This window comes from Actinokineospora sp. NPDC004072 (assembly GCF_053604195.1).
The window spans coordinates 54,189-78,620 of sequence record NZ_JBSGHB010000007.1 but is presented as its reverse complement, the minus strand read 5'-3'; the positions used below and the strand labels follow the sequence as shown (position 1 = coordinate 78,620).

Below are 24,432 nucleotides of genomic sequence, written 5' to 3'. Positions count from 1 at the left end.
AAGTGGATGCGGGCCAGCTGGGGTGGGAGACGAGCAGGCCCGCAGTGACAGCCGAAGCGGAGATGGATGCGGGCGCTTGGAGCGGGATGGCGCGAGCAGGTCGGCAGCGGCAGCAGACGCGGAAGCGAACGCGGAGCCGGTGGGCCGACAGGCGAAAGCCCCGCAGAGGCAGCAGGCAGGGAATCGGAGCGGGGCGGCTGGGCTGGGAGACGAAAGGCCCGCAGAAGCAGCAGAAGCGGAGACGGGCGCGGCGCTTGGAGCGGAATGGCGCGAGCAGGTCCGCAGCGGCTACAGACGCGGCAGGAGATGCGGGGCCGCTGGACAGAGAGGCGAATAGGTCCGCAGCGGCAGCAGGCCGAAAGGTGCGGCGCGGCTGGGGTGAGAGGCGAGCAGGTGCGTAGCGGGAGCAGGCGCGTGAGTTAGTGCGGGCACGAACAGGAACGCGCCCACCCACCCAACAGGAACGCGCGCCCGCCCAAGTGTCCGATGGGGTGGACTTGCATTCGCGGGGAGCGAAGCGCCGCTAAACTTGCGGGGGCGTGAACGGGCTTCGCCCGCATCGCCGCTCTTCACGCCCAGCGGCGCTTCGCTTAGGGTCCCCGCGAATGCGAGTCCACCCCATCGGACCCACCACGCAAACCGCGCGACCACCCCACCCGCCAAGCCGCGCACCCACCAAGCCAACGGAACACCGCCGGAAACCGCGCCCCACCGGCCACCGCAACCCGCGCAACCATTCGCCGCACACACTCGCTCAACATCAATTGAGCGAGCACCCGCCACCACACCCGAGATACCTTGCCCGCAACCACCGGCCAAGGAGCGCACATGTCGAAACCCCTCACCAACCGCGTGGCGCTGGTCACGGGAGTCAGCAGGCGGGCGGGAATCGGCTACGCCACCGCCCGCAGGCTCGCCGATCTGGGCGCCGATCTCTACCTCCACCACTACACCCCCCACGACAGCGCCCAACCCTGGGGCGCCGACCCCGCAGGCCCCCAAGCCATCGCCGACGACATGCCCGTCCACGTCGAACACGGCGAGTTCGACCTAGCCGACCCGGATGGGCCTCGGCAGCTCATGGACGCCGCCGTGGCCGCCTTCGGGCACATCGACATCCTCGTCTGCAACCACGCCCGCAGCGGCGGGGACGGTCAGCTCGGCGATCTCACCGCCGCGATGCTCGACGCGCACTGGGCCGTCAACGCCCGCTCCTCGATCCTGCTGGCGCAGCACTTCGCCGCGCAGCACGACGGGCGCGCGGGTGGGCGGGTGGTGTTCATGACGTCCGGTCAGGACCTCGGGCCCATGCCCGGCGAAGTCGCCTACGCGGCCAGCAAAGGGGCGCTTGCGTCGATCACGTGCACGCTGTCGGACCACCTCATCGACCGCGGCATCACGGTCAACGCCGTCAACCCCGGCCCGGTCGACACGGGCTACTCCAGCGGTGCGGGGTTCGAGGCGGTGCGCAGGCGGTTTCCCGCGGGGCGGTGGGGGGCGCCGGATGATCCGGCTCGGTTGATCGCCTGGCTGGTCACCGACGACGGGGCGTGGGTGACCGGCCAGGTGGTCAACTCCGAGGGCGGGTTCCGGCGCTGGGGCTAGAACCGGCGGCGCAGGGCGACCGGGTCGAGCTTGCCGGTGCGCAGGGCCCAGCGCTCGAAGAGGAGCGTCGCCAGCGGGGGGACGCTGGCGACGAACGCCCACAGCGCGGTCTTGCGGTCCCACGCGAGCTTGCGCGCGGTGAACCACGTCACCACCACGTACGCCACGAACACCGCGCCGTGGATCGGGCCGAAGACCTTCACCCCGAGCTCGCCGGACTCGGTGACGTACTTGAAGAACATCCCGGTGAGCAGCCCGAGCCAGGAGACGGCCTCGGCCAGGGACACGTACCGGAACAGCGCGGCAGCCTGCATGGCCACCAGTGTGCGGCGTGAGCGCCCTCACGCCGGGGTCGGGGTCAGCTGTCCTCCCAGGTGAACACCTTCGCGGCGATGGCCGAGACCACGACGGTGAAGCCCAGCAGCACCCCGCACGGCAGCAGCAGCGCCTCCGCGCCCTGGCCGCGCACCAGGAAGGCGAGCATGCCGTCGTTCATGTGCCGCAGCGGGAACGCCAGCGACACCGCCTGCACCCAGCCGGGCGCGACGTCCACGGGGAAGAACGTGCCGGACAGGAACGCCATCGGCAGCACGACGATGTTCGCCGCGCCCGAGGCGGCCTCCTCGGTCTTGCAGAACGCGCCGACCAGCATGCCGATGGCGAAGAACGCGAGGATTCCACTGAGGAACACCGGGATCGCCAGCCACCACGTCCCCGACAGCTGCAAGCCGAACACGGGCAGCAGCGCCACGGCGACGAACAGCAGCGCCTGCAGCACCGCGACGCCGATGGTCACCACGATCCGCGCCGAGAGCACCGTACCCACGGTCACCGGCGCCAGCCGCAGCCGCCGCAGCACCTGCTTGCGCCGCCAGCTCACCAGCCCCAGCGACGAGCCGAACACCGCGGTGATCGCGATGCCCCAGCTGAGGATGCCGGGCGTGAGGTACTGGATGGGTTTGAGCGAGGAATCCTCGACCTGCTGCGGGGTGTAGGTGTAGGCGGGCGGCTGGCCGGTCGCCTGCACGTTGACGTGCTGGGTGACGCCGGACACCAAGCCCTGCACCAGCCCGGCGCGGGCCTGGTCGCTGGCGGCGAAGTGCAGCCGGACGGTGGTGCCCTCGACCTCGACCAGCCCCGGCAGGTCGCCCTCGCGGACCTGCTGCAACCCCTCCTCCAGGCCCGGCCTGCTCAGCTCGACCGCGCCGCTGCCCTCCAGCGCGGTGATCACCGGACCGTCGCCGACCACGCCCAGCTTGATCTTCTCGTCCCCGCCGTCGCGGAACAGCAGCCCGAAGATGACCAGGAACATCAGCGGGAAGATGAACGCGAAGAACAGCGTCGCCTTGTCCCGGTAGTAGCCCTTGGCCATCGCCGTGGACAGGCTCTTGAAGGCGGTCACGCGCGGTACTCCCGTCCGGTCAGGTGGAGGAAGACGTCCTCCAGCGTGGCCGTGCGCACCTGCAGGCCGTCGAGCGTGCCGCGCTCGGCCAGGGCCGACAGCAGCGGCGCGGGCGTGCGGGTGGTGATGGTCAGCGACTGCTCGTCCTCGTGGGCGTGCTCGGCCCCGGCCAGCGCCAGCGCCTCCGCCGCGCCCAGCGTGCCCAGCTCCAGCGAGACCCTGGTCGGCGCGTCGAGGCCGCGGATGAGCGCGGCGGGCGGGTCCAGCGCCAGGATCCGGCCGTGGTCCATGATCGCCACCCGGTCGCAGAGGATCTCGGCCTCGTCGAGGTAGTGGGTGGTGTAGACGATGGTCTTGCCGCGCTCCTGGATCGCGCGCAGCACGTCCCAGAGGTTGCGCCGAGCCTGCGGGTCCAGCGCGGCGGTCGGTTCGTCGAGGAAGAGGATGTCCGGGTCGTGCACCAGGGCGCAGGCGATCGACAGCCGCTGCCGCTGGCCGCCGGAGAGCTTCTCCTCGCGGGTGTCGGCCTTCTCCGCCAGCCCGACCAGCTCCAGCATCTCCCGGGCCCGCGCGCTGCCGACCCCGTAGAGCGCGGCGAAGGTCTCCAGCTGCTCGCGGGCGGTCAGCTTCTCGAAGAAGGCCGAGGCCTGCAGCTGCACGCCGATGCGCGGCAGCAGGGAGGGGTTGCGCGGGAACGGGCTCTCGCCCAGCAGCCGCACCTGGCCTGCGTCGGGCTCGCGCAGCCCCTCGATGATCTCCAACGTCGTCGTCTTGCCCGCGCCGTTGGGCCCGAGGATGCCGAAGAACTCGCCTTCGGCCACGCTGAACGAGACGCCGTCGACGGCCTTGAGGTCGCCGTAGGACTTGCGGATGTCCTCGACCTCGATGGCGGCGGTGGTGTCGGTCATGGCCGCCACGGTAGTGCCGCTGCGTGTGCGCAATACCCGAAACGGGTGAACGATTAGCTCATCGTTACCCTGGGTTGGGTGCTGGCTTCCCGCGTGCGGGCCTGCCTCGCCGTCCTGATCCCGACGACCGTCCTCGGGCTGCACGGGCTCGCCTACGGTCGGTGGGTGGTCGACGACGCGGCCATCACCTTCGCCTACGCCCGGTCGATCACCGAGGGCGCGGGCCCGGTCCTGCAGCCCGGCGTCGAGCCGGTCGAGGGCTACTCCAACCCCGCGTGGCTCGGCCTGCTGTCGCTGGGCAGGCTGCTCGGGCTGTTCGACTCCGGCTCCTGGTTCGGCGTCCCCGACTACGCCCTGTTCCCCAAGGCGCTGGCGCTGCTGCTGGCGGCGGGCACGTTCGCCGCCTGCTACGCCGCGGCCGCCGCGCTGACCTCCCGGCCCGCGCTGGTGACGGTCGCGGCAGGCACGGTCACCGCCCTGGTGCCGTCGTTCGCCATCTGGACGTTCTCCGGGCTGGAGAACTCGCTGCTGGCCTTCAGCGCGGTGGCGCTGGCCGCCGTGCTGGCCAGGGCCGTGGCCGCCGACCGGCTGCTGAGCCCGCGCACCGCGGTCGCCACCGGCCTGCTGGCCGCGCTGGCGGCGCTGACCCGCCCGGACGGGCTGATCTACGCGGGCGCGTACGCCCTGGTCGTGCTCCTGCTGCTGCGCCGGGGCACGCTGCGCGCCGCGGTCGGGCCGGTGCTGCTGGGCCTGGCCGCCTTCGCCGTGCCGATGGGGCTCTACCTGCTCTGGCGGTGGCTGGTGTTCGGGGCGCTGCTGCCCAACACCGCGCTGGCGAAGTCGCAGGGCGTGCCGACCGCCGAGGACCTGGCCAAGCCCGCCGCGCTGGTCGGCTACGTCGGCTGGCTGACGCTGCTGGCGGGCGTGGTGCTGGTCGGCGCGGCCCTGCTGCGCCCGTCCCCGCAGCGCAACGGCCTGCTGGCGCTGGTAGTCCCGCTCGGCCTGGCCATCACCGCGTACGGCGTGCTGGCCCAGGACTGGATGGCCCAGTTCCGCTTCGCCACCCCCGTATGGCCGCTGGCCGCGCTGACCGTCGCCGTGTCCGCCGCGCACGTGCTGCGGGGGCTCGCCGTGCGCGGGCGGGTCGTGGTCGCGGTGGTCGGGGTGCTGGGCCTGGCCCACTCGGCGACGCTGTGGTGGGACGCGATGGACCGCTTCCGCACCGGGCCGACCGTGCCCGCGTGCGTGATCGCCCAGATCGACGGCTGGGAGTTCAACACCTACGCCCGCATCCTCGGCGTCCGCGACGGCTCGCTGCTGGTGCCCGACGTCGGCGGGGCCGCGCTGACCAGCGAGCTGGAGATCATCGACCTGGCCGGGCTGGCCCACCGGCGCATCGCGGAGCTGTGGTCCGATCAGGACATGGCGGGCCTGCGCGACTACATCTTCACCGAGGCCAAGCCGACCTTCATCACCGCCCACGGCGCCTGGGCCAAGAGCACCGGCCTGTTCACCGACCCCCGGCTCGCCGCGGACTACGCGCTGATCGCCGAGGGCCGCGGCGGCCGCGAGAAGTGGGTCCGCCGCGACGCCGTGTCCGACCCGGCGGACTTGGCGGCCGTCCGCGCGGCAGCGGTGACCGCGGCTGGCCATTGGGACGCTGCTGCGTCGATGCCGCGCGGGTCGTGCGGGGCGCGGCTCAGCGCGGAGACGCCGTACTGGATGTGACTGGGTGCGCGGCTTAGCGCGCTGGTTCCGTGGCTGGAGGTGACCAGGGTGTCGGCGGGGGCCGCGGCTTAGCCTGCTGACTCCGTGGCTGGAGGTGATGAGGGTGTCGCGGAGCCGGGTCACGCGCGGGTGGGCCGCGCCGCGGCGGCCTCGATGCCGCACGGGCTGGGGTCGGTGCGCAGCTGCCGGACCGGATGGGACCAGAGATCCTGCGGCATGGGACGAACGCGCCGAGGCTGGTGGCGGTCACCGGCGAGGTGACCACAGGACGCCGCTTCGAGGGCGCGCGGGCCGCAGCTCACCCGCTGGACCGGTGCTGGACGTGGCCAGGAAGTGGGCAGCGGCCGGATTCGGCGGCGTCGATGCCGCGCGGGTCGTGCGGGGCACGGCTCAGCGCGGAGACGCCGTACTGGATGTGATTGGGAGCGCGGCTTAACGCGCTGGTTCCGTGCTGGAGGTGACCAGGGTGTCGGCGGGGGCCGCGGCTTAACCTGCTGACTCCGTGGCTGGAGGTGATCAGGAAGGCGGCGGGGGCTGCTTAGCCTGGCTCCGTGCTGGAGGTGATGAGGGTGTCGGCGGCGGTGTAGGGGTCCAGGGCGCCGGTGGAGACTTGGTGGGCCAGGGTTTCGAGGGTTGTGCCGCCGGACAGGTCGCCGAGGCGGGTGCGGAGGGTCGTCAGGGCGATGGCTTCGATTTCGGTGCGGGCGCGGGCGATGCGGCGGGGGGTCCAGTGGTCGTGGGTGCGGGACCAGGTGGTGTGGGCGTCGATCGCGGTGATGAGGTCGGGGATGCCTTCGCCGCGGGAGGCGATCGTCTTGACGATCGGCTGGCGCCAGCTCGGGCCGCGGAGCTCGCGGCGGCCCAGGGAGATCATGTGCTTGAGCTCGCGGGCGGTGGTGTCGGCGCCGTCGCGGTCGGCCTTGTTGACGGCGAACACGTCCGCGATCTCCAGGATGCCCGCCTTGGCCGCCTGGATGCCGTCGCCCATGCCGGGGGCCAGCAGCACGACGGTGGTGTCGGCCAGGCCCACGACGTCCACTTCGGACTGGCCGACGCCGACGGTCTCCACCAGCACCACGTCGAACCCGGCCGCGTCGAGCACGCGCAGGGCCTGCGGGGTGGCCCAGCTCAGGCCGCCGAGGTGGCCGCGGGTGGCCATCGAGCGGATGAAGACGCCCGGGTCGGTGGCGTGCTCCTGCATGCGGATGCGGTCGCCGAGCAGCGCGCCGCCGGAGAACGGCGACGACGGGTCGACGGCCAGCACGCCGACCCGCTTGCCTGCGGCGCGCAGCGCGCCGACCAGGGCCGAGGTCGTGGTGGACTTGCCGACCCCCGGTGGGCCGGTCAGGCCGATGACCTGGGCGCGGCCGGTCAGCGGGGCCAGCGCCGCGGCCACCTCGCGCAGCCGCGGGCTGGCCTCCTCGACCAGCGAGATCAGCCGGGCGACCGCGCGCTGCTCGTGCTGCCGCGCGCGGTCGACCAGGTCAGCGATGTCGACCTGGCGGGCCAAGCTCAGCCCTTGGGGACGGTGATGATCAGCGCGTCGCCCTGCCCGCCGCCGCCGCACAGCGCCGCCGCGCCCACGCCGCCGCCGCGGCGCTTGAGCTCGTAGGCCAGGTGCACCAGCACCCGCGCGCCGGAGGCGCCGATCGGGTGGCCCAGGGCGATCGCCCCGCCGTTGACGTTGACGATGTCCGGGCTGACGCCCAGCTCGCGGGTGGAGACCACGCCGACCGCGGCGAACGCCTCGTTGATCTCGACCAGGTCGAGGTCGGACGCCTGGAGGCCCTGCTTGGCCAGCGCGGCTTTGATGGCGTTGGACGGCTGCTCGTGCAGGCTCGCGTCCGGACCGGCCACGACGCCGTGCGCGCCGATCTCGGCGATCCAGCTCAGGCCCAGCTCCTCGGCCTTGGCCTTGCTCATCACGACCACCGCGGCGGCGCCGTCGGAGATCTGGGAGGCCGAGCCCGCGGTGATGGTGCCGTCGGCGGCGAAGGCCGGGCGCAGCTTGGCCAGGCCCTCGACGGTGGTGTCGGCGCGCACGCCCTCGTCGGTGTCGAAGACGATCGGGTCGCCCTTGCGCTGCGGGATGGTGACCGGGGCCAGCTCCTCGGCGAAGCGGCCCTCCTTGATGGCCGCGGCCGCGCGCTGGTGGGATGCGGCGGCGAAGGCGTCCTGCTCCTCGCGGGTCAGCGCGTAGCGGGCGTTGACCTTCTCCGTCGACGCGCCCATGGCGACCTGGTCGAAGGCGCAGAAGAGGCCGTCGTAGGCCATGTGGTCCAGCATCGTGACGTCGCCGTACTTGAAGCCGGAGCGGGACTTGGGCAGCAGGTGCGGGGCCTGGGTCATCGACTCCTGGCCGCCTGCGACGACGATGTCGAACTCGCCCGCGCGGATGAGCTGGTCGGCCAGCGCGATGGCGTCGAGGCCGGAGAGGCAGACCTTGTTGATGGTCAGCGCGGGCACCGTCATGGGGATGCCCGCGGCCACGGCCGCCTGCCGGGCCGGGATCTGGCCCGCGCCCGCGGTCAGCACCTGGCCCATGATCGTGTACTGGACCTGCTCGGGCCGCACGCCCGCCTTCTCCAGGGCCGCCTTGATGGCGATGCCACCGAGCTGCGCGCCGGTGAAGTCCTTGAGGGAGCCGAGCAGACGACCGATGGGGGTGCGGGCCCCCGCGACGATGACGCTTCCGGACACAGCGGTCTCCTAGCGACGAGAGCGAACGAGCGTTAACCGGAACCATACTCGCGCGCGACCCGATCGACACGGGCCTGTGTGAGTAGCCGCACAGCAAAAGTTACCGGTGGGTAGTCGTATGGTTGCTCCCATGCCGGAAGCGCTGAAGCAGTTCGTGACCGCGGTGGACCACGTCGGCATCGCCGTGCCGGACCTGGACGCGGCAATCTCCTTCTACCAGGACAACTTCGGGCTCGTCTGCGCGCACGAGGAGACGAACGCCGAGCAGGGCGTCCGCGAGGCCATGATGCGCGCGCCGGGCGACGGCGGCGGCGGGACGGCCGTCCAGCTGCTGGCCCCGCTGACCCCGGAGTCCACCATCGCCAAGTTCATCGGCCGCAGCGGCCCGGGGTTGCAGCAGCTGGCCTACCGGGTAACCGACGTCGAGGCCGCCGCGGCCGCCCTGCGCGCCAAGGGCCTGCGCCTGCTGTACGACACGGCCAAGCGCGGGACCGCGGGCAGCAAGGTGAACTTCGTCCACCCGAAGGACGCGGGCGGCGTCCTCGTCGAACTGGTCGAGCCCGGGGAGGACCATTGAGCACCGCCGTGGTGAACACCGCCGAGATCGCGCTGACCCGGGACGGTCGGCCCGTCCCCGCCACCCTGACCTGGTGGCTGCACAGCTGGCTGGAGTACGCCCTGCGCCTGGACGGGCCCACGGGCGTGCTGGAGGCCGTCGAGGACTCCTGGTTCGCCGCGGCGGCCGAGCTCAACCGGGAGCTGGCGGCCGAGGGCTACCAGCTGCCCACCCCGCCGGACGAGGGCCCGGCCACCAACCCCGACGAGCACCGCGCCCGCTGGGCGGCCTGGCTGGAGCAGATCCGCCCCTAGCCGCCCAGCCAGGACAGGTACTCCGGGCGGCGCTGGGCGTAGGCCCAGTAGGCGTCGCAGGCCAGGCGCAGGAGGAGGTCGAAGCTGCCCGCCAGCGGGCTGTCCGCGCGGCAGGCCAGGATGTGGCGCATGCGGATGGGGTCGTCGGCCAGGGGTTTGACGACGACGCCGTCGCCGCAGGCGAAGACGGCCTGGCACGGGGTCACCGCGCGGCCGGTGGCGACCAGCTCGCGGATCGGGGTGCCGTCGGAGACGGTGTAGAGCACGCGCGGGGTGAAGCCCGCCTCCCCGCACACCGCGTAGAAGCAGTCCGGCCAGCCCGCGCCGTCGCACGGGGTCAGCGCCCACGGGTCGGCGGCCAGGTCGGCCAGCGCCACCGACGGCCGCGCCGCCATGCGGTGGCTCTCCGCCATCGCCACGAACACCGGCTCGACCGCGATGACCTGCGTCAGCGCGGACGAGTGCGGGCGCAGGGCGAAGCCGGGGTAGTCCACCAGCGCCGCGGCGTCCAGCCTGCCCGCCACCAGCAGGTCCCACAGCACCCGCGGCGAGTACTCGGTGCGCAGGTGGACCTCGGTGTCCGGGAGCTGGTCGCTGAGCCGGTCGGCCAGCCCGACCGACACCGCCCCGACGATCCCGCCCAGGCGCACGGCCGCGACCGGGCCACGCCGGTCGGTGTCGCGGCGCAGCTCGTCCATCGCCAGCAGCACCCCGCGGGCGCGGGTGAGCAGGGACTGGCCCAGCGGCGTCGGGGTCACGCCCCTGCGGTCGCGGATGAAGACCTGGGCGCCCAGCTCGCGTTCGACGCGCTGGAGCTGGGCGGTCAGCGCGGGCTGGGACACCCCGAGCCGCGCGGCCGCCCGGGACACGCTGCCCGCGTCGGCGATCGCGCACAGGGAGGCGAGGTGCCGCAGTTCCAGCTCCATCGACCCGCAGGATAGGGCGGTCGCGCAGGCCGTCGACAGAGCCATAGCGCCGCAGTTATCGCCAGTGGGAGTTACCCGCGGCGGCGCAACTGGGAACGGTGGACCTCACCCCGCTCCCCCATCCCGGAGGCGTCCCATGCGCATCCTCCCGGCGGCCGCCGCGCTCGCGGCCGCGGTCGCCCTGCTGCCCCTGCCTGCCGCTGCCCACCCCACGGCCACCGAATGGCGGGAGGTGTTCTCCCCCGACGGCAGCATCACCCGGGTCCGCCTGCCCGTCGAGGTCGACCCGCCCGGCTCCGCCCAGGGCATCGCCGCGGCGGCGGTCGTCCCCATCCAGCACACCGGGCCGTCCGACGCCCGCTTCGACGTGGTGGTCGTCGGCGACGGCTACACCGCGGGCGAGATGGGCCTGCTGCGCAGGCACGCCGAGGCCAAGTGGGCCGAGATCGCCGCGACCGCGCCGTGGTCGAAGCACCGGGCCTCGATCAACGTCTGGCTCGTCGAGGTGGTGTCCAACCAGTCCGGTGTGGACAACGACCCGCAGCGGGGGGTGACCCGCGACACCGCGCTGGACATGCACTTCTGGTGCGGCGGCATCGAGCGGCTGCTGTGCCTGAACGAGACCAAGGCCCAGCGCTACGCGGCCCAAGCCCCCGGTGTCGACGCCATCGTGGCCCTGGGCAACACCGCCAAGTACGGCGGCGCGGGCTACCCCAGCCTGGCGACCGTCGCGGGCGGCAACGCCCAGGCGGGCCGCATCGCCATCCACGAGCTGGGCCACTCCGTCGGCGGCCTGGCCGACGAGTACTTCACCCCCGGCACGACCTACCGCGGCAGCGAGCCCCGCGAGCCCAACGTCACCACCGACCGCCGCGGCGGCAAGTGGGCGGCCTACCTGGGCAGGCCGACGCCCGACGGCGGCGCGATCGGGGTCTACCAGGGCGGCCACCAGTACGAGCACGGCATCTACCGCCCGTCCCAGGACTCCTTGATGCGCAACATCAACAAGCCGTTCAACGCCGTCGGCCTGGATGTCATGGACCGGGCCATCGCCGCGGAGATCAGGGGAGGCCGCTCCACCCAGCGGATCACCGCGGCCGGCGCCCGGTGATCCGGCGGTGGTCGGCGGCGACCCCTGCGCCCGCCGCCGACCACCGGGTCGGCAACCGCTACCGCACGCCGTTCATCAGGCGCTTCACCATCGGGGACAGGGCGAACATGATCGCGCCGATGACCAGCGCGCCGAGGCCGAGGATGCCGAAGTAGGCGGGCTCGCCGTCGCGGGTGTAGTAGGACGCCAGCGCGCCCGCGACCGAGGAGCCGAGGGCGATCGAGAGGTAGAACAGGGCGACCATCTGCGCGCCGTAGGCCCGCGGGGCCAGCTTCGTCGACAGCGACAGCCCCACCGGCGACAGGCACAGCTCGCCCAGGACGAAGATCACCAGGACCAGCACCAGCAGCAGCGGGTTGACCACGCCCTCGCCGCGGATGAAGCCCATCATGGCCATCACCAGGAAGGCCACGCCCATCGCGGAGACGCCCATGGCGAACTTGATCGGCGTCGACGGCTGGCGGTCGCCCATGCGCACCCACAGGGCGGCGAACACCGGGGCCAGCAGCACCACGAACAGCGGCTCCACCGAGTTGAACCACGCGGGCGGGATGCTGAAGAAGCCGAGCGCGTCGAGGTCGAGCCGCTGCTCGGCGTAGATCGCCAGCACGGTGAACTGCTGCTGGAACAGCGCCCAGAACCCGAAGCTGACCAGGAACATCGGGATGAACGCCAGCACCCGCTGCCGCTCCACGCGCTCCACCCGCTTGCTGGTCAGCAGCACCGCGAACAGCACCACAGCGGCCACCGAGATGACCCAGGTCACCACGGTCGCCAGGTTGTCCGGGCCGACGACGCCGGTCAGCACCAGCACGACGATCGCGGCGATGCCGACGATGATGACCGCGAAGGCCCGCAGGCGCTCCGCCCCGCGGATCGGGTTGGGCACCTCCCGGCCGCGCGGGGGCAGGTTGCGCCGCTGGAGCACGTACTGCCCGAGGCCGAAGGCCATGCCGACCGCCGCCAGGCCGAAGCCCCAGTGGAAGCCGACCTTGTCCTGCAGCAGCCCGGTCAGCAGCGGACCGGCCAGGGCGCCGAGGTTGACGCCCATGTAGAAGATCGAGAAGCCCGCGTCGCGGCGCTCGTCGCCCTCGGCGTAGAGCAGGCCGACGAGCACGGTCGCGGTGGCCTTGAGCCCGCCGGAGCCCAGCGCGACGCAGATCAGGCCGACGGCCACGCCCGGCACGCCGGGGACCAGGGCCAGCGCGACGTGGCCGCAGAGGATGAGGACCGCGCTGTAGAGCAGGGTGCGCTCGGGGCCGAAGAGGCGGTCGGCCACCCACGAGCCCGCGATGGTGGCCAGGTAGACCCCGCCGCCGTACGCGCCGACGATGCCCGCCGCGACGGCCTCGTCGATGCCGAGGCCGCCCTCGTCAACGGTGAAGTACAGGTAGTACAGCAGGATCGCTTGCATCCCGTAGTAGGAGAAGCGCTCCCACATCTCGGTGCCGAAGAGGTTCGCCAGCCCTCGTGGGTGTCCGAAAAAACCTTTCGGCCGCGTTTCCTCGGTGGAGGTTGCCATGACCCTGACCGTACGACACGCGGCAACCCGCGACCGGGGTCAGCCCCGGCCGCAGGCAGCGGCGCGGGTCAGTGCGAACCGGCCATCCGGTGGGCCGCCTGCGCGGCGGGCAGCGCGGCCGCGCCCGCGATGGCGGTCAGCGCGCCGATGATCCACGAGGTCCAGGCCACGCCCGACAGGTGGGCGTAGCCCATGACCCACGGCGAGATGAACAGCAGCGCGCCGAGGACGATCTGCACCGCTTCGCCCGCCACCAGGCCCGGCCGGGCCAGCGAGACCAGCCCGTCGAGGGCGATGAGGACGCCGAGGACGATCAGGGTCCAGGTCGCGGCGGCTTCGGTGGCGAACCACAGCGGCGACAGCAGCGCCACCAGGCCCAGCACCACCTCGACCCAGTCCTGCGGGCGGGTCCACGGGCGGACGTTCGCGGGTGCGCTCATTCGAGACCACCTCCAACATGACGTGGGAGATCCCGCCTCCGATGGTCCGCCGCCGCGCCGCCGGGGTCAACGATCGGATCGGGGCACCACCGATCGGGTGCCATCGCTCACATAGCGGGCATCTGAATCGCTACTCCTCAGTAACCTCCAGCAAACCCGAGCCGTCCCCTGGAGGAGCGCCGTGCAGAAGATCCTCGACGCCATCATGGCCGATGAGCTGGACACGATCGGCGAGCTGCCCGTCCCCGACACCTACCGCGGGGTGACGGTCCACGCCGATGAGGTCGAGATGTTCGCCGGGCTGCCCTCGCGCGACAAGGACCCGCGCAAGTCGCTGCACCTGGACGAGGTGCCGACCCCGGAGCTGGGCCCCGGCGAGGCGCTGGTGGCCGTGATGGCCAGCGCCATCAACTACAACACCGTGTGGACGTCGATCTTCGAGCCGGTGTCCACCTTCAAGTTCCTGCAGCGCTACGGCAAGGTCTCCCCGCTGGCCAAGCGGCACGACCTGCCCTACCACGTGGTCGGCTCCGACCTCGCGGGCGTGGTGCTGCGCACCGGTCCGGGCGTGCACAACTGGAAGCCCGGCGACGAGGTGGTGGCGCACTGCCTCAACGTCGAGCTGGAAGGCCCCGACGGGCACAACGACACCATGATGGACAGCGAGCAGCGCATCTGGGGCTTCGAGACCAACTTCGGCGGCCTCGCCGAGATCGCGCTGGTCAAGGCCAACCAGCTGATGCCCAAGCCGAACCACCTCACCTGGGAGGAGGCCGCCTCCCCCGGGCTGGTGAACTCCACGGCCTACCGGCAGCTGGTGTCCACCAACGGCGCGAACATGAAGCAGGGCGACGTCGTGCTGATCTGGGGCGCCTCCGGCGGCCTGGGCTCCTACGCCACCCAGTTCGCCCTCAACGGCGGGGCGATCCCGGTGTGCGTGGTGTCGAGCCCGGAGAAGGCCGAGATCTGCCGGTCGATGGGCGCCGAGCTGATCATCGACCGCAACGCCGAGGGCTACCGGTTCTGGAAGGACGAGGAGACCCAGGACCCCAAGGAGTGGCAGCGCTTCGGCGCCCGCATCCGCGAGCTGACCGGCGGGGAGGACCCCGACATCGTCTTCGAGCACCCGGGCCGGGAGACCTTCGGCGCGTCGGTGTACGTCACCCGCCGCGGCGGCACGATCGTGACGTGCGCGTCGACCTCGGGGTTCATGCACCAGTACGACAACCGCTACCTGTGGATGAACCTCAAGCGCATCATCGGCTCGCACTTCGCCAACTACCGGGAGTCGTGGGAGGCCAACCGGCTCATCGCCAAGGGGCTCATCCACCCCACGCTGTCGAAGAGCTACCCGCTGGCCGAGACCGGCCAGGCCACGCTGGACGTGCACCGCAACGCCCACCAGGGCAAGGTCGGCGTGCTGTGCCTGGCCCCGGAGGAGGGCCTCGGCGTGCGCGACCACGAGCTGCGGGCCCGCCACCTCGACAAGATCAACCGGTTCCGGGGCGTGTGAGGGGCGTAGGTCGCACCCCTTCCGGGTAGCGTAGGGGTATGGGTCTGGGCGAGGAACGCGAGCTGGTGCCTCTGGGCCCCGGGTTCGACATCACCAAGCGCGGCTACCACCCCGCGCAGGTGAACGAGCACCTGGAGCGGCTGGAGGCCGAACTGCAGCTGATGCACGCCGACCGCAACGCGGCGGTGTCGCAGGCTGCCGATCTGGCCAAGCAGCTGGAGCAGGGCCGAACGGAGATCGCCGAGCTGCGCAGGCAGGTCGACCGCCTCTCCCTGCCCCCGACCACCCTGGAGGGCCTCAGCGAGCGCTTGCAGCGCATGCTGCGGCTGGCCCAGGAGGAGGCGGCGGAGACCAAGGCGCGCGCCGAGGCCGAGGCCGGGCACATCCGGGCCAAGGCCGACGCCGAGGCGACCGAGCTGCGCCAGCGCTACGAGCGCATGCTCGCCGACCTGGAGAAGCGCCGCGCCGAGATGGAGGCCGAGCACCGCGAGGTGCTGACCACGGCCCGCGCCGAGGCCGACCGCACGGTGGCCGAGGCGCGGGCCGAGGCCGAGCGCCTCGACGCCGCCGCCCAGCGCCGCCGCGAGCAGGTGGAGGAGGACTTCGAGATCGCGATGTCCGGCAGGCGCACCGAAGCCATGCGCGCCCTCGCCGAGCAGGAGGCGACCAGCAAGGCCGAAGCCGAACGCCGCGTCCGCGAGGCGACGGAGGAGGCCAACCGCCGCCGCCACGACGCCATCACCGAAGCCAAGGCCCGCCTGGAGGAAGCCACCTCCGAGGCCCACCGCCGCGTCCGCGAGGCCACCGAAGAGGCCAACCGCCGCATCTCGCACGCCGCCCAGCGCGTGGCCGCCCTCCGCCAACTCCGCGCCCGCGTCGCCGACCAGCTCAACACGGCCCGCTCCCTGATCGCCGACGCCCACGTCCAACTGGCCGACGCCGCCCCCACCCTCGACCCCCTCCCCGAGGAACGGGTCCCCACCACCGTCGACGGCGCCCCAGCCGACAACTCCCCCACCCGCACCATGATGACCCCGGTCAAACCCCCGTCGGAAACCTCCGGCCCCCCACGCGAATCCTGGGAACCAAAAGACCCAGACGGCGGCCAAACCCAAGTCATGGCAGTCCCGGAAACACCAAAAGAAGAACCAGAGAAGACAAAGAAGTCAGCCCCAGTCAAAACCCGCCGCTGACACACACAAGAGCACACCCCTCCACCCCACCCCCCAAAGCAGGGCTTGCCTGCCATCCCGTCGACCTGGCGCAGCCTTACCACAGCCAGGGCGGGGGCGCGGCCCTCAACACAACAGGAACTTGCAGGTTGAGGTCCCCCAGGGACCTCAACCGCGAAAACGCAAGCTCCGCGCCCCCGCCCTGGCTGTGGTAACCCTCCGGGAGGTCGACGGGATGGCAGGCAAGCCCGGCCACCATCCCGGAGACCTGCCCGCCCGGCGAGGGCGCTCTACCCAATCGCAACGCCGAAGGCGAGCCGAGCGCGGTCTGCTGCGCGTGGTGAAGCTTGCCGGGGGTTGGTGAGGCTGCGGATGGCCACCGCCCAAACACCCCCGCGACCCCCACCCCACTCCCTCGTTGTACCCGGTGACCCACCAGTAACCCCGAGGAGAGCCCCCTTGCCCGCCTACCGCACCATCGTCGTCGGCACCGACGGCTCCGACTCCTCCCTCCGCGCCGTCGACCGAGCCGCCACCATCGCCGCCGACAGCGGCGCCACCCTGGTCATCGCGTGCGCCTACCACCCCGCGACCGACCGCGACGTCCGCAAAGCCCAGGACGCCCTCGGCGACGACGTCGCCTACCAGGTCGTCGGCTCCAACCCCGCCGATGAAGCCGTCCGCACCGCGACCGAGCGGGCCCAGCGCGCGGGCGCGCCCAAGATCGAGACGGCGGTCGTCGACGGCGACCCCGTCCCCGCGCTCACCGCGGTCGTGCAGGACCACCAGGCCGATCTGCTGGTCGTCGGCAACCGCGGCCTCAACACCCTGGCCGGGCGCATCCTCGGCTCGGTCCCCTCGGAGGCGGCGCGCAAGTCCACGGTGGACGTCCTGATCGTCCACACCACATGACCCAGCGCCTGGAGGAGCTGCTGCTCGGCGGCGAGCGCAAGTACACCCGGGAGCAGGTGTGCGCGAAGGCGGGCGTGCCGCAGGAGCGGGCGACCGCCCTGTGGCGCTCGCTGGGCTTCGCCACCGTCGGCGAGGACGAGGTCATCTTCACCGACGCCGATGCCGACGCCCTGCGCGCGACGCACGACCTGATGTACCAGGGCCTGCTCTCCCCGGACACGGCGACCGCGACCGCCCGGGTCCTGGGCCAGCACCTGTCGCGGCTGGCGGAGTGGCAGGTCGACGTGCTGCGGGAGGTGCTGACCGCCAACCCGGAGCTGCTAGCCGACGAGCGCAGGCTGACGGGCCTCATCGAGCGGCTGGTGCCCGAGCTGGAGCGGTTGCAGGACTACGCCTGGCGCCGCCACCTGTCCGCGCACGCTGGCCGGGCGCTGGCGCGTCCGGGGGAGATCCAGGAGAACCGGACCGGCGTCGTCGGCTTCGCGGACATGGTGGGCTTCACCACGCTGACCCGCAGCACCGACGACGCGGGCCTGGCCGCCGTCGTGGACCGGTTCGACGCGATCACCGCCGAGGTCGTGGCCGACAACCGCGGCCGGATCGTCAAGATGCTGGGCGATGAGGTCCTGTTCGTCGCCGACGCGCCGCAGGACGCCGCCGAGATCGCGCTGGGTGTGGTGGCGGCGGCCGAGGCCGATCCGCTGCTGCCCGCCCTGCGCGCGGGCCTGGCCCACGGCCGGATCATGACCCGCTTCGGCGACGTGTACGGCTCGGTGGTCAACATCGCCGCCCGGCTGACCTCGGCGGCCCGCCCCGGCACCGTCCTCATCGACCGCGCCCTGGCCGACGCCCTCAAGCCCGTCGACCGCTACGACATCCGCCACCGCCGCCCGATCTCGGTCCGCGGCTACAGCAGGCTCCGGCTGGCCGTCCTGCGCCGCAGCCCCGCCGCAGCCCGGCGCTAGCGGCGGGCGAGGATCAGCCGGGCGCGCGGCCGGTGCTCCCACACGCCCTCCGGGGCGTCCTTCAGGAAGTCCGCGCGGATGCGTTGGACGAACTCCTCGGTCGGCGCCCGGGAGCGCATGGGGCCGGAGTCGAGGTAGGCGTCGATGAAGGTCTCCGCGCTGGCGTGGGTCATGGGGAAGCTGGGGCGCTCGTCCCGCTCGACCACGACGTCGACCCCGGCCAGCAGCCGCCCCTCCCACGAGCGGTCCGCCGACGGCCCGCCCAGCACGGCCTTGACCCGCGCGAAGGGACCGTCCGATTCGGTCTCCTCCGGCCAGTACACGACGGACAGCCAGCCCCCGGGAGCCAACGCGGCCGCCCAGGACGCGATCGCGCGCTCCGGGTCGGGCATCTGCTGGAGGCCGAAGACCGAGACCACCGCGGCGCAGCCGGTCCAGGCGCCGAGGTCGGTGGCGTCGCCGTGGACCACCTTGGCCCCGGGCCACCGCCGCGCCTGGTCCGCGGCGCGTTGGACCATGCCCGCGGAGAGGTCGATCCCGACGATCTCGCGGCCGGGGAAGCGGGCGGCGAGCGGGGCGAGCTCGGGGAAGGGGCCGCAGCAGGGCACCAGGACCGGCCCGTCGGGCAGCTCGGGCAGCGCGTGGACCGCGGCGGACACCCAGGGGGCGAAGCGGGGGACGAAGTAGTCGAGGTAGCCGTCGGCGGCCTCGTCCCAGCCCCGGGCGATGGCGTTCACGACGCCACCGGCCGAGGCGATCTCGCGGCCCAGTCCCGGTGCGGGGTCACAGCTGGGCCAGCCAGGGGCGGACGGCGGCGGTGAAGGCGTCGGGCGCCTCGATGGGGGACAGGTGGCCGACGCCGGGGAGGACGGTGAGGGAGCCGCCGGTGAGGTCGACCAGCTCCTCGGCCAGCGCGACCGGCATCAGCTTGTCCTCCGCGCCGTGGACGACGAGCGTGGGCACGGCGGTGCGCAGGACGTCGTGGGCGGCGGGGCGGGCGGCCATGGCCCGCTGCGCCCACGCGATCGCGGCCGGGTCCTGGTCCTCAATCAGGCTCCGGACGTGGTCGGCGTGCTCGGGGGTGGCCAGCAGGGCAGGCAGCATCGTGTCCGCCAGCCACGGCGCGACGCCCTCCCGCTCGGCGCGCTCGGCGACCGCCAGCCGGTTCGCGGCGGCCTCCGGGGTGTCGGCGGTGGCCTTGGTGTCGACGAGCACCAGGCCCGCCACCCGGGTGGGGGCCTTGCGCAGCAGCGCCATCGCCACGTAGCCGCCCATCGAGCAGCCGCCCACGACCGCCCGCTCGACGCCGGCGGCGTCCAGCTGGGCGAGCACGGCGTCGGCGAAGACGCCCAGGTCCGGGGCGGCCGCGGGCGGCGGCGCGCTGCCGAAGCCGGGCAGGTCGGGGGTCAGCAGGTCCGGCAGCGACCGGACCCCGTCCCACATCCGCGCGTCGAGCGGGAAGGCGTGCAGGAGAACCAGTGCGGTCACAAGGTCATTCTGCGTCGTGCAGGCGGACCTCGCGCACCCGCAGCACCGCGGCGTCGCCCGCCAGCTCGGCGCGCGCCTCCGGGTGGTCGCGGTAGTACGCCAGCGTGTGCAGCACCACGAGCTGATCGACGTCCAACGACCCGACGGCCACCGCGCACGCCACATCCGGCCCGAACCGCACCGCCACCTTGCGCATGCGCTCGCCCACGTCGACCTTGCTGCGCGAGGCCAGGCCGAGGTAGTTGCGGCTGGGCGCCTCCGGCGACCGGCCCAACCGGACCGCCAGCGGGCGCACCTCGCTGATGGCGTCCCACGGCAGCCGGACCGCGGGCCGCAACCAGGTGAGCACGACCGCCTCCGGGGTGAGCACGAGCCCGGTGGACACCGGCCGGTGCTTGAGCGCGAACAGCCCCGCGGCGATCAGCAGCACCCCGAGCAGCCCCAGCACCACCCCGCCGACGACGGCGATCACCGGCTGGGCCGTCACCAGGAACCCGGACAGCGCCGCGAGCCCGACCCCCACCCCGACCAGCACGAACGCCGCCGTCCGGCTGGTCCTCCTGCTGGGCAGCAGCAATCCGGTCTCATCGCCCGCGGCCACCGTGCACACCACGCCGGACGGAACGCTGTCTTGCCGAGGCGTCCCATCCGGGCCACGCCACGGCTTGGGACAGGGGAGGGTACGCATACCCCCATGATCGTTGATTACCACCGCCGACGCGACCGAGCTGACCAACAACCGCTGTGCCAATGCCGCCTGCCCGCCACGGTCCCGTCCGCAGGCCACGCCACCACATGCGCGACCCCCGGCCGGATCTCGTGATCGCACCCGGGGCACCGGTAGGTCTTGACCGCCTGAGCCCCCGGCACGTTGCGCACCAACCAGTCCCCATCCGGCCACGACTCCCGCCGCTGGTCGGCGAGCGCGCCGCTGAGCGGGCGGGGTTCGTTCGGCTGGCTGCGGTTGCGGCGGGGCACGGGACTTGAGGGTAGGCGTGCGGCAGAATGTCCCCGTGCCCACCTACGAGTTCCGCTGCCGCGAATGCGGCACGACGTTCGACGTGAAGCGCCCGATGGCCGACTCCAGCGCGCCTGCTTCATGCCCGGACGGGCATGAGGACACGGTGAAGCTGTTGACGATGGCGGGGTTGGCTGGAGGGGCTGCTGCGCCTGCTGGTGGGGGTGGCGGGTGCTGCGGTGGCGGCTGCTGCGGCTGAGCCCGCCCTGAACCCCACCTGACGCCTGCGCCTCGCCTGCCGCTCTCCGCCCCAGTCCCCTCGCGGCCTGCCCCCTACTCGCCTGGCCTCGTCTGCTCTCCTCGGCCTGCTCTCGTCAGCTTCCCTTGGCCTGGCACGCCTTCGCGCGGCCTCGCTGACCGCTCTTGGCCTGGCACGCCTTCGCCTGCCTTCGCTGGTTCCTCTTGGCTTGCTCTCCTTCGCCCGCTTTCCTCTCTTCCAACCTGCGCCGCTGCGTCCGCTCCTCGCGGGCTTCCCCTCGCCTTCTGCTTCCCGGTTCAGGCCCTCTCCCCCGGCCTTTCCTGGCGAATCGACCCGATTGGGGATCGCGATTTGCTTTGGGGTCCGATGGGGTGAACCCGCATTCGCGGGGCCCCTAAGCGAAGCGCCGCTGGGCGTGAAGAGGGGCGAAGCGGGCGCAGCCCGTTCACGCCCAAGCAAGTTTAGCGGCGCTTCGCTCCCCACGAATGCGGGTTCACCCCATCGGACAGGCTGGGTGGGGCGCGTCGCGTTTGGTGGGTGGGGCGTTGATTCGGGCGTTGGTTAGCTGTAGTCGCGGAAACCCTTGCCGGTTTTGCGGCCTAGCCTTCCTGCGGTTACCAGGTGTTCGAGTAGGGGGGCGGGGGCGTAGCCGGATTCGCGGAATTCGTTGTAGAGGGTGCGTTGGATGGCTAGGGAGATGTCTAGGCCTACGACGTCCAGGAGTTCGAAGGGGCCCATGGGGAGGCCGCAGCCTACCTTCATTGCGGTGTCGATATCGTCGGCTTCGGCGTAGTGGGCTTCTAGCATCTTCACCGCGTCATTGAGGTACGGGAAGAGAAGGGCGTTGACGATGAAGCCTGCGCGGTCGGTGCAGTGGACCGGGTGTTTGCCGATTTGCTGACAGAGGGTGTGGGCGGTGGCGGTGACGTCGGGGGCGGTGGCGATGGTTTCGACGATTTCGACCAGCTTCATGACCGGGGCCGGGTTGAAGAAGTGGAGGCCGACGACGTCTTGGGGGCGGGAGGTGGCGGCGGCGCATTCGATCACCGGCAGGGACGACGTGGTGGTGGCGAGGATGGCGCCGGGCTTGACCACCTCGTCGAGGGCGCCGAAGACGGCCTGCTTGATGGCGAGGTCTTCGGCTACCGCCTCGATCACCAGGTCGCAGTCGGCGAGTTCCTCGAATTCGACGGCCGGGGTGATGCGGGAGAGGATTTCGTCGCGGGCCGGTTCGGCGAGTTTGCCCTTGGCCACCTGGCGGTCCAGAGACTTGCGGACCTTGGACAAAGCGGCGTTGGCCTTGTCCGCGGTGCGGGCGCGCAGGATCACCGTGTGGCCCTTGCGGGCGAAGACCTCGACGATGCCGGTGGCCATGGTGCCGGTGCCGACGACGCCGACGCGGTGGGTCGGGCGGAGGGGGGTGGTGGTGTCCGCGTCCTGGCCGGGGGTTGCGGCGTCGGGCACGACGGTCGGGGAGTCGGGGGCGTCGTAGGTGTAGAAGCCGCGGCCGGTCTTGCGGCCGAGGAGGCCCGCGGTGATCATCTGCTTGAGGATCGGGGATGGCGCGTGGAGGCGGTTGCGGGACTGGGCGTACATCGTCTCCAGGATCTCGTACGCGGTGTCCAGGCCGATCAGGTCGAGCAGGGCCAGGGGGCCCATCGGGTAGCCGCAGCCGTAGCGCATGGCGGCGTCGAGGTCTTCGCGGGTGGCGTACTTCTGCTCGTACATCGACACCGCGTGGTTGAGGTAGCCGAACAGCAGCGCGTTGGCGATGAAGCCCGCGCGATCGCCGATGACGACCGGTTCCTTGCCCAGCCGCTTGGCGAACTCGACCACGTCGGCAACCACGTCCGGTTCGGTGACCACCGTCCGCACGATCTCGGTCAGCTTGAGCACCGGGGCCGGGTTGAAGAAGTGCAGGCCGACCACCTTGCCCGGCCGTCCGGTGTGGACGCCGATCTCGGTGATCGACAGCGAGCTGGTGTTGGAGGCCAGCACCGCGTCCGGACCGACGATCCCGTCCAGCTCGGCGAAGAGGGCGGCCTTGGCGGCGAGGTTCTCCGGGATGGCCTCGATGACCAGGTCGGCGTCGGCGAGGTCGGCCAGCGAGGTGGTGTAGCTGATGCGGGCGTGCAGGTCGTCGTGGGCGGCCTGGTCGAGCTTGCCCTTGGCCAGGGCGCGGGCGGTGGAGTGGGCGATGTGGCCCCTGCCCCGCTCGATGCCCGCGGCGTCGACCTCGACGGCGACCACGGTGAGCCCGGTGCGCGCGAGCACCTCGGCGATGCCCGCGCCCATCGTCCCCAGGCCGACGACCCCGATGGTGGTGAACTCGCGCGCCACGTCTGCCTCCGATTGCTACCTGCGGGTAACTTTCGGTCGATCCTGCCACGCGCGCCCGCCGCCGCCAGGTGAACTCCGCCACTGGACCGTTCCCGATTCACCCCCGGGCGTCGGCCAGCACCCACCGGATCTCCCGCCGCGACCGGGTGCCCTCACCCCCGGCCTCCAGGGCTGTGACCAGCGTGATCAGGGCCTTCCACAGCGCCCATCCCCGCCCGCGGACCCACGTCCCGGCGTCGGCGTCGAGGGTGCGGCGGAAGGCGTCGCGGCTGGGACCGGACAGCAGCGTCCAGGCGATGACCACGTCGCAGGCGGGGTCGCCGACGCCGCTGGTGCCGAAGTCGATCACCGCGCTCAGCTCCCCGTCGGCCAGCAGCAGGTTGCCGACGGCGACGTCGCCGTGGAACCACACCGGCTCCCCCGCCCACACGTCGCCGACCGCCGCATCCCAGACCCGCAGGACGTCGTCGCGCGGGATCTCGGCACCCAGCGCGTCGACTGCCCGCCACACCTCGTCGCCGTACACCTCGACCGGGGCACCGCGGTGGAAGTTGTGCGCGCCGGGGAGTGGACCGTCTGCGGCGTCGATGCGGCGCAGGGCGTTGAGGAAGTGGGCTAGGTCGGTGGCGAAGCGGGTCAGGCTGGCGATGGGGGCGGTGTTGGCGCTGCGGCCGGGCAGCCAGCGGTTGATCGACCACGGGTGGGGGTAGCCGTGCGCGGGCTCGCCTTGGGCCACGGGGGTGGGGATGGGCAGCGGGAGCTGAGGGGCCAGCACCGGCAACCACCGCTGCTCCTTGGCCACCTGAAGCGCGTACTGCTCCCGACTGGGCAACCGCACGGCCAACTCCTCCCCGAGGCGGAAGGTCCGGTTGTCCCAGCCATCGACGTCCACCGGGCGCACGGGCAGATCCGCCCACTGCGGGAACTGCTCACCGACCAGCCGCCGCACGAGATCAACGTCCATACCCGCAGTCTCGACGGCACAGCAGACCCACCGCACCTGCATTTCAGCCCGCGAACCACGCCATGTGCGCGGGCAGGCCGGACGGGCGGCAGACCCGCCGTACCCCGCCTGCAGCCCGCGGCCGGAGACAGGCCAGGAGAGGCGGGGAGGACAGGCGGACGGGCGCGTCGGGCGGAAAGGCCAGCAGGACGGGAGGGACGGGGAGGACAGGCGAACGGGCACGTCGGGCGGAAAGGCCAGCAGGCCAGGAGGGACGGGAAGGACAGGCGAACGGGCGCGCCGGGCGGGAAGACCAGCAGGACGGGAGGGACGGGAAGGACAGGCGAACGGGCGCGCCGGGCGGGAAGACCAGCAGGCCAGGAGGGACGGGAAGGACAGGCGAACAGGCGAGTCGGGCGGAAAGGCCAGCAGGGCGGGAGGGGCGACGGTGCAGGATTGGGAGGTCGGGTTCGCCCGTGCAGCAGCGTGCCGCCCTGGGCGGGCCGGGGCGCCGGCGGGTGGCCGGTCGACAGTGCGGTTCGGGATGGGCGGGTTCGCTCGCCAAGCTGCGTGTCGCCCTGGGCGGGCCGGGGCGCCGGCGGGTGGCCGGTCGACAGTGCGGTTCGGGATGGGCGGGTTCGCTCGCCAAGCTGCGTGTCGCCCTGGGCGG

Annotated in this window: 24 protein-coding genes; 10 read left to right on the top strand and 14 right to left on the bottom strand. The window is 72.4% G+C overall.

Translation table 11 applies throughout. The features are described from left to right. Positions 1-828 precede the first annotated feature (828 nt). On the top strand, positions 829-1,605 hold the full coding sequence (locus ACWEPX_RS12750) for an SDR family oxidoreductase (protein WP_451897285.1): 777 nt from the start codon (positions 829-831) through the stop codon (positions 1,603-1,605). Here the strand turns inward: ACWEPX_RS12750 and ACWEPX_RS12745 are convergent. From ACWEPX_RS12745 to ACWEPX_RS12735, 3 genes are read right to left on the bottom strand one after another with little or no spacing between them, the layout of a single operon-like run. Then, complete coding sequence (locus ACWEPX_RS12745) at positions 1,602-1,919, bottom strand: DUF3817 domain-containing protein (RefSeq protein ID WP_451897284.1); 318 nt, start codon at positions 1,917-1,919, stop codon at positions 1,602-1,604. The genes ACWEPX_RS12750 and ACWEPX_RS12745 overlap by 4 nt on opposite strands. A gap of 44 nt (positions 1,920-1,963) precedes the next feature. Next, on the bottom strand, positions 1,964-3,007 hold the full coding sequence (locus ACWEPX_RS12740; RefSeq protein ID WP_451897283.1) for an ABC transporter permease: 1,044 nt from the start codon (positions 3,005-3,007) through the stop codon (positions 1,964-1,966). Continuing rightward, entirely contained in the window at positions 3,004-3,915 is a 912-nt protein-coding gene (locus ACWEPX_RS12735) for an ABC transporter ATP-binding protein (RefSeq protein WP_451897282.1), read from the bottom strand. Before ACWEPX_RS12735 ends, ACWEPX_RS12740 begins: the two co-directional genes overlap by 4 nt. 78 nt (positions 3,916-3,993) lie before the next feature. Between ACWEPX_RS12735 and ACWEPX_RS12730 the strand changes: the two genes are divergently transcribed. Then, entirely contained in the window at positions 3,994-5,643 is a 1,650-nt protein-coding gene (locus ACWEPX_RS12730; protein WP_451897281.1) for a hypothetical protein, read from the top strand. A 538-nt stretch (positions 5,644-6,181) separates the two neighbouring features. Here ACWEPX_RS12730 and meaB read toward each other — a convergent pair. After that, the gene (meaB, locus tag ACWEPX_RS12725; RefSeq protein WP_451897280.1) at positions 6,182-7,153 is read right to left on the bottom strand and encodes a methylmalonyl Co-A mutase-associated GTPase MeaB; all 972 of its coding nucleotides are present in this window, start codon (positions 7,151-7,153) and stop codon (positions 6,182-6,184) included. Positions 7,154-7,155: 2 nt separating this feature from the next. After that, positions 7,156-8,343 (bottom strand): acetyl-CoA C-acetyltransferase, encoded by a 1,188-nt coding sequence (locus tag ACWEPX_RS12720; protein ID WP_451897279.1) that lies wholly within the window; start codon positions 8,341-8,343, stop codon positions 7,156-7,158. A 130-nt stretch (positions 8,344-8,473) separates the two neighbouring features. Here ACWEPX_RS12720 and mce point away from each other — a divergent pair, with 130 nt between their 5' ends. After that, positions 8,474-8,920, top strand: coding sequence for a methylmalonyl-CoA epimerase (gene mce / locus ACWEPX_RS12715; protein WP_451897278.1), 447 nt, complete (start codon positions 8,474-8,476; stop codon positions 8,918-8,920). Beyond that, entirely contained in the window at positions 8,917-9,213 is a 297-nt protein-coding gene (locus ACWEPX_RS12710; protein WP_451897277.1) for a hypothetical protein, read from the top strand. Before mce ends, ACWEPX_RS12710 begins: the two co-directional genes overlap by 4 nt. On the opposite strand, the gene ACWEPX_RS12705 is transcribed toward ACWEPX_RS12710, so the two are convergent. Next, positions 9,210-10,139 (bottom strand): LysR family transcriptional regulator, encoded by a 930-nt coding sequence (locus ACWEPX_RS12705; protein ID WP_451897276.1) that lies wholly within the window; start codon positions 10,137-10,139, stop codon positions 9,210-9,212. The two genes, ACWEPX_RS12710 and ACWEPX_RS12705, sit on opposite strands and share 4 nt — an antisense overlap. Before the next feature lie 136 nt (positions 10,140-10,275). Between ACWEPX_RS12705 and ACWEPX_RS12700 the strand changes: the two genes are divergently transcribed. Then, a complete protein-coding gene (locus ACWEPX_RS12700; protein ID WP_451897275.1) occupies positions 10,276-11,250 on the top strand; it encodes a M64 family metallopeptidase in 975 nt (324 codons plus the stop codon). A gap of 58 nt (positions 11,251-11,308) precedes the next feature. Here ACWEPX_RS12700 and ACWEPX_RS12695 read toward each other — a convergent pair whose 3' ends face one another. Further along, positions 11,309-12,772, bottom strand: a complete 1,464-nt coding sequence (locus ACWEPX_RS12695; RefSeq protein ID WP_451897274.1) for a peptide MFS transporter — start codon at positions 12,770-12,772, stop codon at positions 11,309-11,311. Between the two features lie 68 nt (positions 12,773-12,840). Beyond that, the gene (locus ACWEPX_RS12690; RefSeq protein WP_451897273.1) at positions 12,841-13,212 is read right to left on the bottom strand and encodes an SPW repeat domain-containing protein; all 372 of its coding nucleotides are present in this window, start codon (positions 13,210-13,212) and stop codon (positions 12,841-12,843) included. A 205-nt stretch (positions 13,213-13,417) separates the two neighbouring features. Between ACWEPX_RS12690 and ccrA the strand changes: the two genes are divergently transcribed. From ccrA to ACWEPX_RS12670, 4 genes are all read left to right on the top strand, one after another. Further along, on the top strand, positions 13,418-14,725 hold the full coding sequence (gene ccrA, locus ACWEPX_RS12685) for a crotonyl-CoA carboxylase/reductase (RefSeq protein WP_451897491.1): 1,308 nt from the start codon (positions 13,418-13,420) through the stop codon (positions 14,723-14,725). A 38-nt stretch (positions 14,726-14,763) separates the two neighbouring features. After that, a complete protein-coding gene (locus ACWEPX_RS12680; RefSeq protein ID WP_451897272.1) occupies positions 14,764-15,918 on the top strand; it encodes a chromosome segregation protein in 1,155 nt (384 codons plus the stop codon). A gap of 438 nt (positions 15,919-16,356) precedes the next feature. Further along, positions 16,357-16,809: a universal stress protein gene (locus tag ACWEPX_RS12675; protein ID WP_451897271.1), complete on the top strand. Its 453-nt coding sequence runs from the start codon at positions 16,357-16,359 to the stop codon at positions 16,807-16,809. Further along, on the top strand, positions 16,806-17,774 hold the full coding sequence (locus tag ACWEPX_RS12670) for an adenylate/guanylate cyclase domain-containing protein (RefSeq protein WP_451897270.1): 969 nt from the start codon (positions 16,806-16,808) through the stop codon (positions 17,772-17,774). The genes ACWEPX_RS12675 and ACWEPX_RS12670 overlap by 4 nt, the downstream gene beginning before the upstream one ends. Here ACWEPX_RS12670 and ACWEPX_RS12665 read toward each other — a convergent pair. From ACWEPX_RS12665 to ACWEPX_RS12650, 4 genes are all read right to left on the bottom strand, one after another. Further along, on the bottom strand, positions 17,771-18,511 hold the full coding sequence (locus ACWEPX_RS12665; protein ID WP_451897269.1) for a class I SAM-dependent methyltransferase: 741 nt from the start codon (positions 18,509-18,511) through the stop codon (positions 17,771-17,773). The genes ACWEPX_RS12670 and ACWEPX_RS12665 overlap by 4 nt on opposite strands. Before the next feature lie 46 nt (positions 18,512-18,557). Further along, positions 18,558-19,262: an alpha/beta fold hydrolase gene (locus tag ACWEPX_RS12660; protein WP_451897268.1), complete on the bottom strand. Its 705-nt coding sequence runs from the start codon at positions 19,260-19,262 to the stop codon at positions 18,558-18,560. Positions 19,263-19,266: 4 nt separating this feature from the next. Beyond that, entirely contained in the window at positions 19,267-19,863 is a 597-nt protein-coding gene (locus ACWEPX_RS12655) for a hypothetical protein (protein WP_451897267.1), read from the bottom strand. Positions 19,864-19,967: 104 nt separating this feature from the next. After that, entirely contained in the window at positions 19,968-20,240 is a 273-nt protein-coding gene (locus tag ACWEPX_RS12650) for a hypothetical protein (RefSeq protein ID WP_451897266.1), read from the bottom strand. Between the two features lie 35 nt (positions 20,241-20,275). Between ACWEPX_RS12650 and ACWEPX_RS12645 the strand changes: the two genes are divergently transcribed. Continuing rightward, positions 20,276-20,479: an FmdB family zinc ribbon protein gene (locus ACWEPX_RS12645; RefSeq protein ID WP_451897265.1), complete on the top strand. Its 204-nt coding sequence runs from the start codon at positions 20,276-20,278 to the stop codon at positions 20,477-20,479. 561 nt (positions 20,480-21,040) lie between these two features. On the opposite strand, the gene ACWEPX_RS12640 is transcribed toward ACWEPX_RS12645, so the two are convergent. Then, positions 21,041-22,819 (bottom strand): 3-hydroxyacyl-CoA dehydrogenase family protein, encoded by a 1,779-nt coding sequence (locus ACWEPX_RS12640; RefSeq protein ID WP_451897264.1) that lies wholly within the window; start codon positions 22,817-22,819, stop codon positions 21,041-21,043. A gap of 97 nt (positions 22,820-22,916) precedes the next feature. Then, a complete protein-coding gene (locus ACWEPX_RS12635; protein WP_451897263.1) occupies positions 22,917-23,783 on the bottom strand; it encodes an aminoglycoside phosphotransferase family protein in 867 nt (288 codons plus the stop codon). Positions 23,784-24,432 lie beyond the last annotated feature (649 nt).

What these genes read in the sequence shown, in the direction of transcription:
- ACWEPX_RS12670 (WP_451897270.1), top strand. Translation starts at nt 16,806, where the DNA reads ATGACCCAGCGCCTGGAGGAGCTGCTGCTCGGCGGCGAGCGCAAGTAC.
- ACWEPX_RS12750 (WP_451897285.1), top strand. Translation starts at nt 829, where the DNA reads ATGTCGAAACCCCTCACCAACCGCGTGGCGCTGGTCACGGGAGTCAGC.
- ACWEPX_RS12635 (WP_451897263.1), bottom strand. Translation starts at nt 23,783, where the DNA reads ATGGACGTTGATCTCGTGCGGCGGCTGGTCGGTGAGCAGTTCCCGCAG.
- ACWEPX_RS12700 (WP_451897275.1), top strand. Translation starts at nt 10,276, where the DNA reads ATGCGCATCCTCCCGGCGGCCGCCGCGCTCGCGGCCGCGGTCGCCCTG.
- ACWEPX_RS12745 (WP_451897284.1), bottom strand. Translation starts at nt 1,919, where the DNA reads ATGCAGGCTGCCGCGCTGTTCCGGTACGTGTCCCTGGCCGAGGCCGTC.
- ACWEPX_RS12705 (WP_451897276.1), bottom strand. Translation starts at nt 10,139, where the DNA reads ATGGAGCTGGAACTGCGGCACCTCGCCTCCCTGTGCGCGATCGCCGAC.
- mce (WP_451897278.1), top strand. Translation starts at nt 8,474, where the DNA reads ATGCCGGAAGCGCTGAAGCAGTTCGTGACCGCGGTGGACCACGTCGGC.
- ACWEPX_RS12680 (WP_451897272.1), top strand. Translation starts at nt 14,764, where the DNA reads ATGGGTCTGGGCGAGGAACGCGAGCTGGTGCCTCTGGGCCCCGGGTTC.
- ACWEPX_RS12690 (WP_451897273.1), bottom strand. Translation starts at nt 13,212, where the DNA reads ATGAGCGCACCCGCGAACGTCCGCCCGTGGACCCGCCCGCAGGACTGG.
- ccrA (WP_451897491.1), top strand. Translation starts at nt 13,418, where the DNA reads ATGGCCGATGAGCTGGACACGATCGGCGAGCTGCCCGTCCCCGACACC.
- ACWEPX_RS12695 (WP_451897274.1), bottom strand. Translation starts at nt 12,772, where the DNA reads ATGGCAACCTCCACCGAGGAAACGCGGCCGAAAGGTTTTTTCGGACAC.
- ACWEPX_RS12735 (WP_451897282.1), bottom strand. Translation starts at nt 3,915, where the DNA reads ATGACCGACACCACCGCCGCCATCGAGGTCGAGGACATCCGCAAGTCC.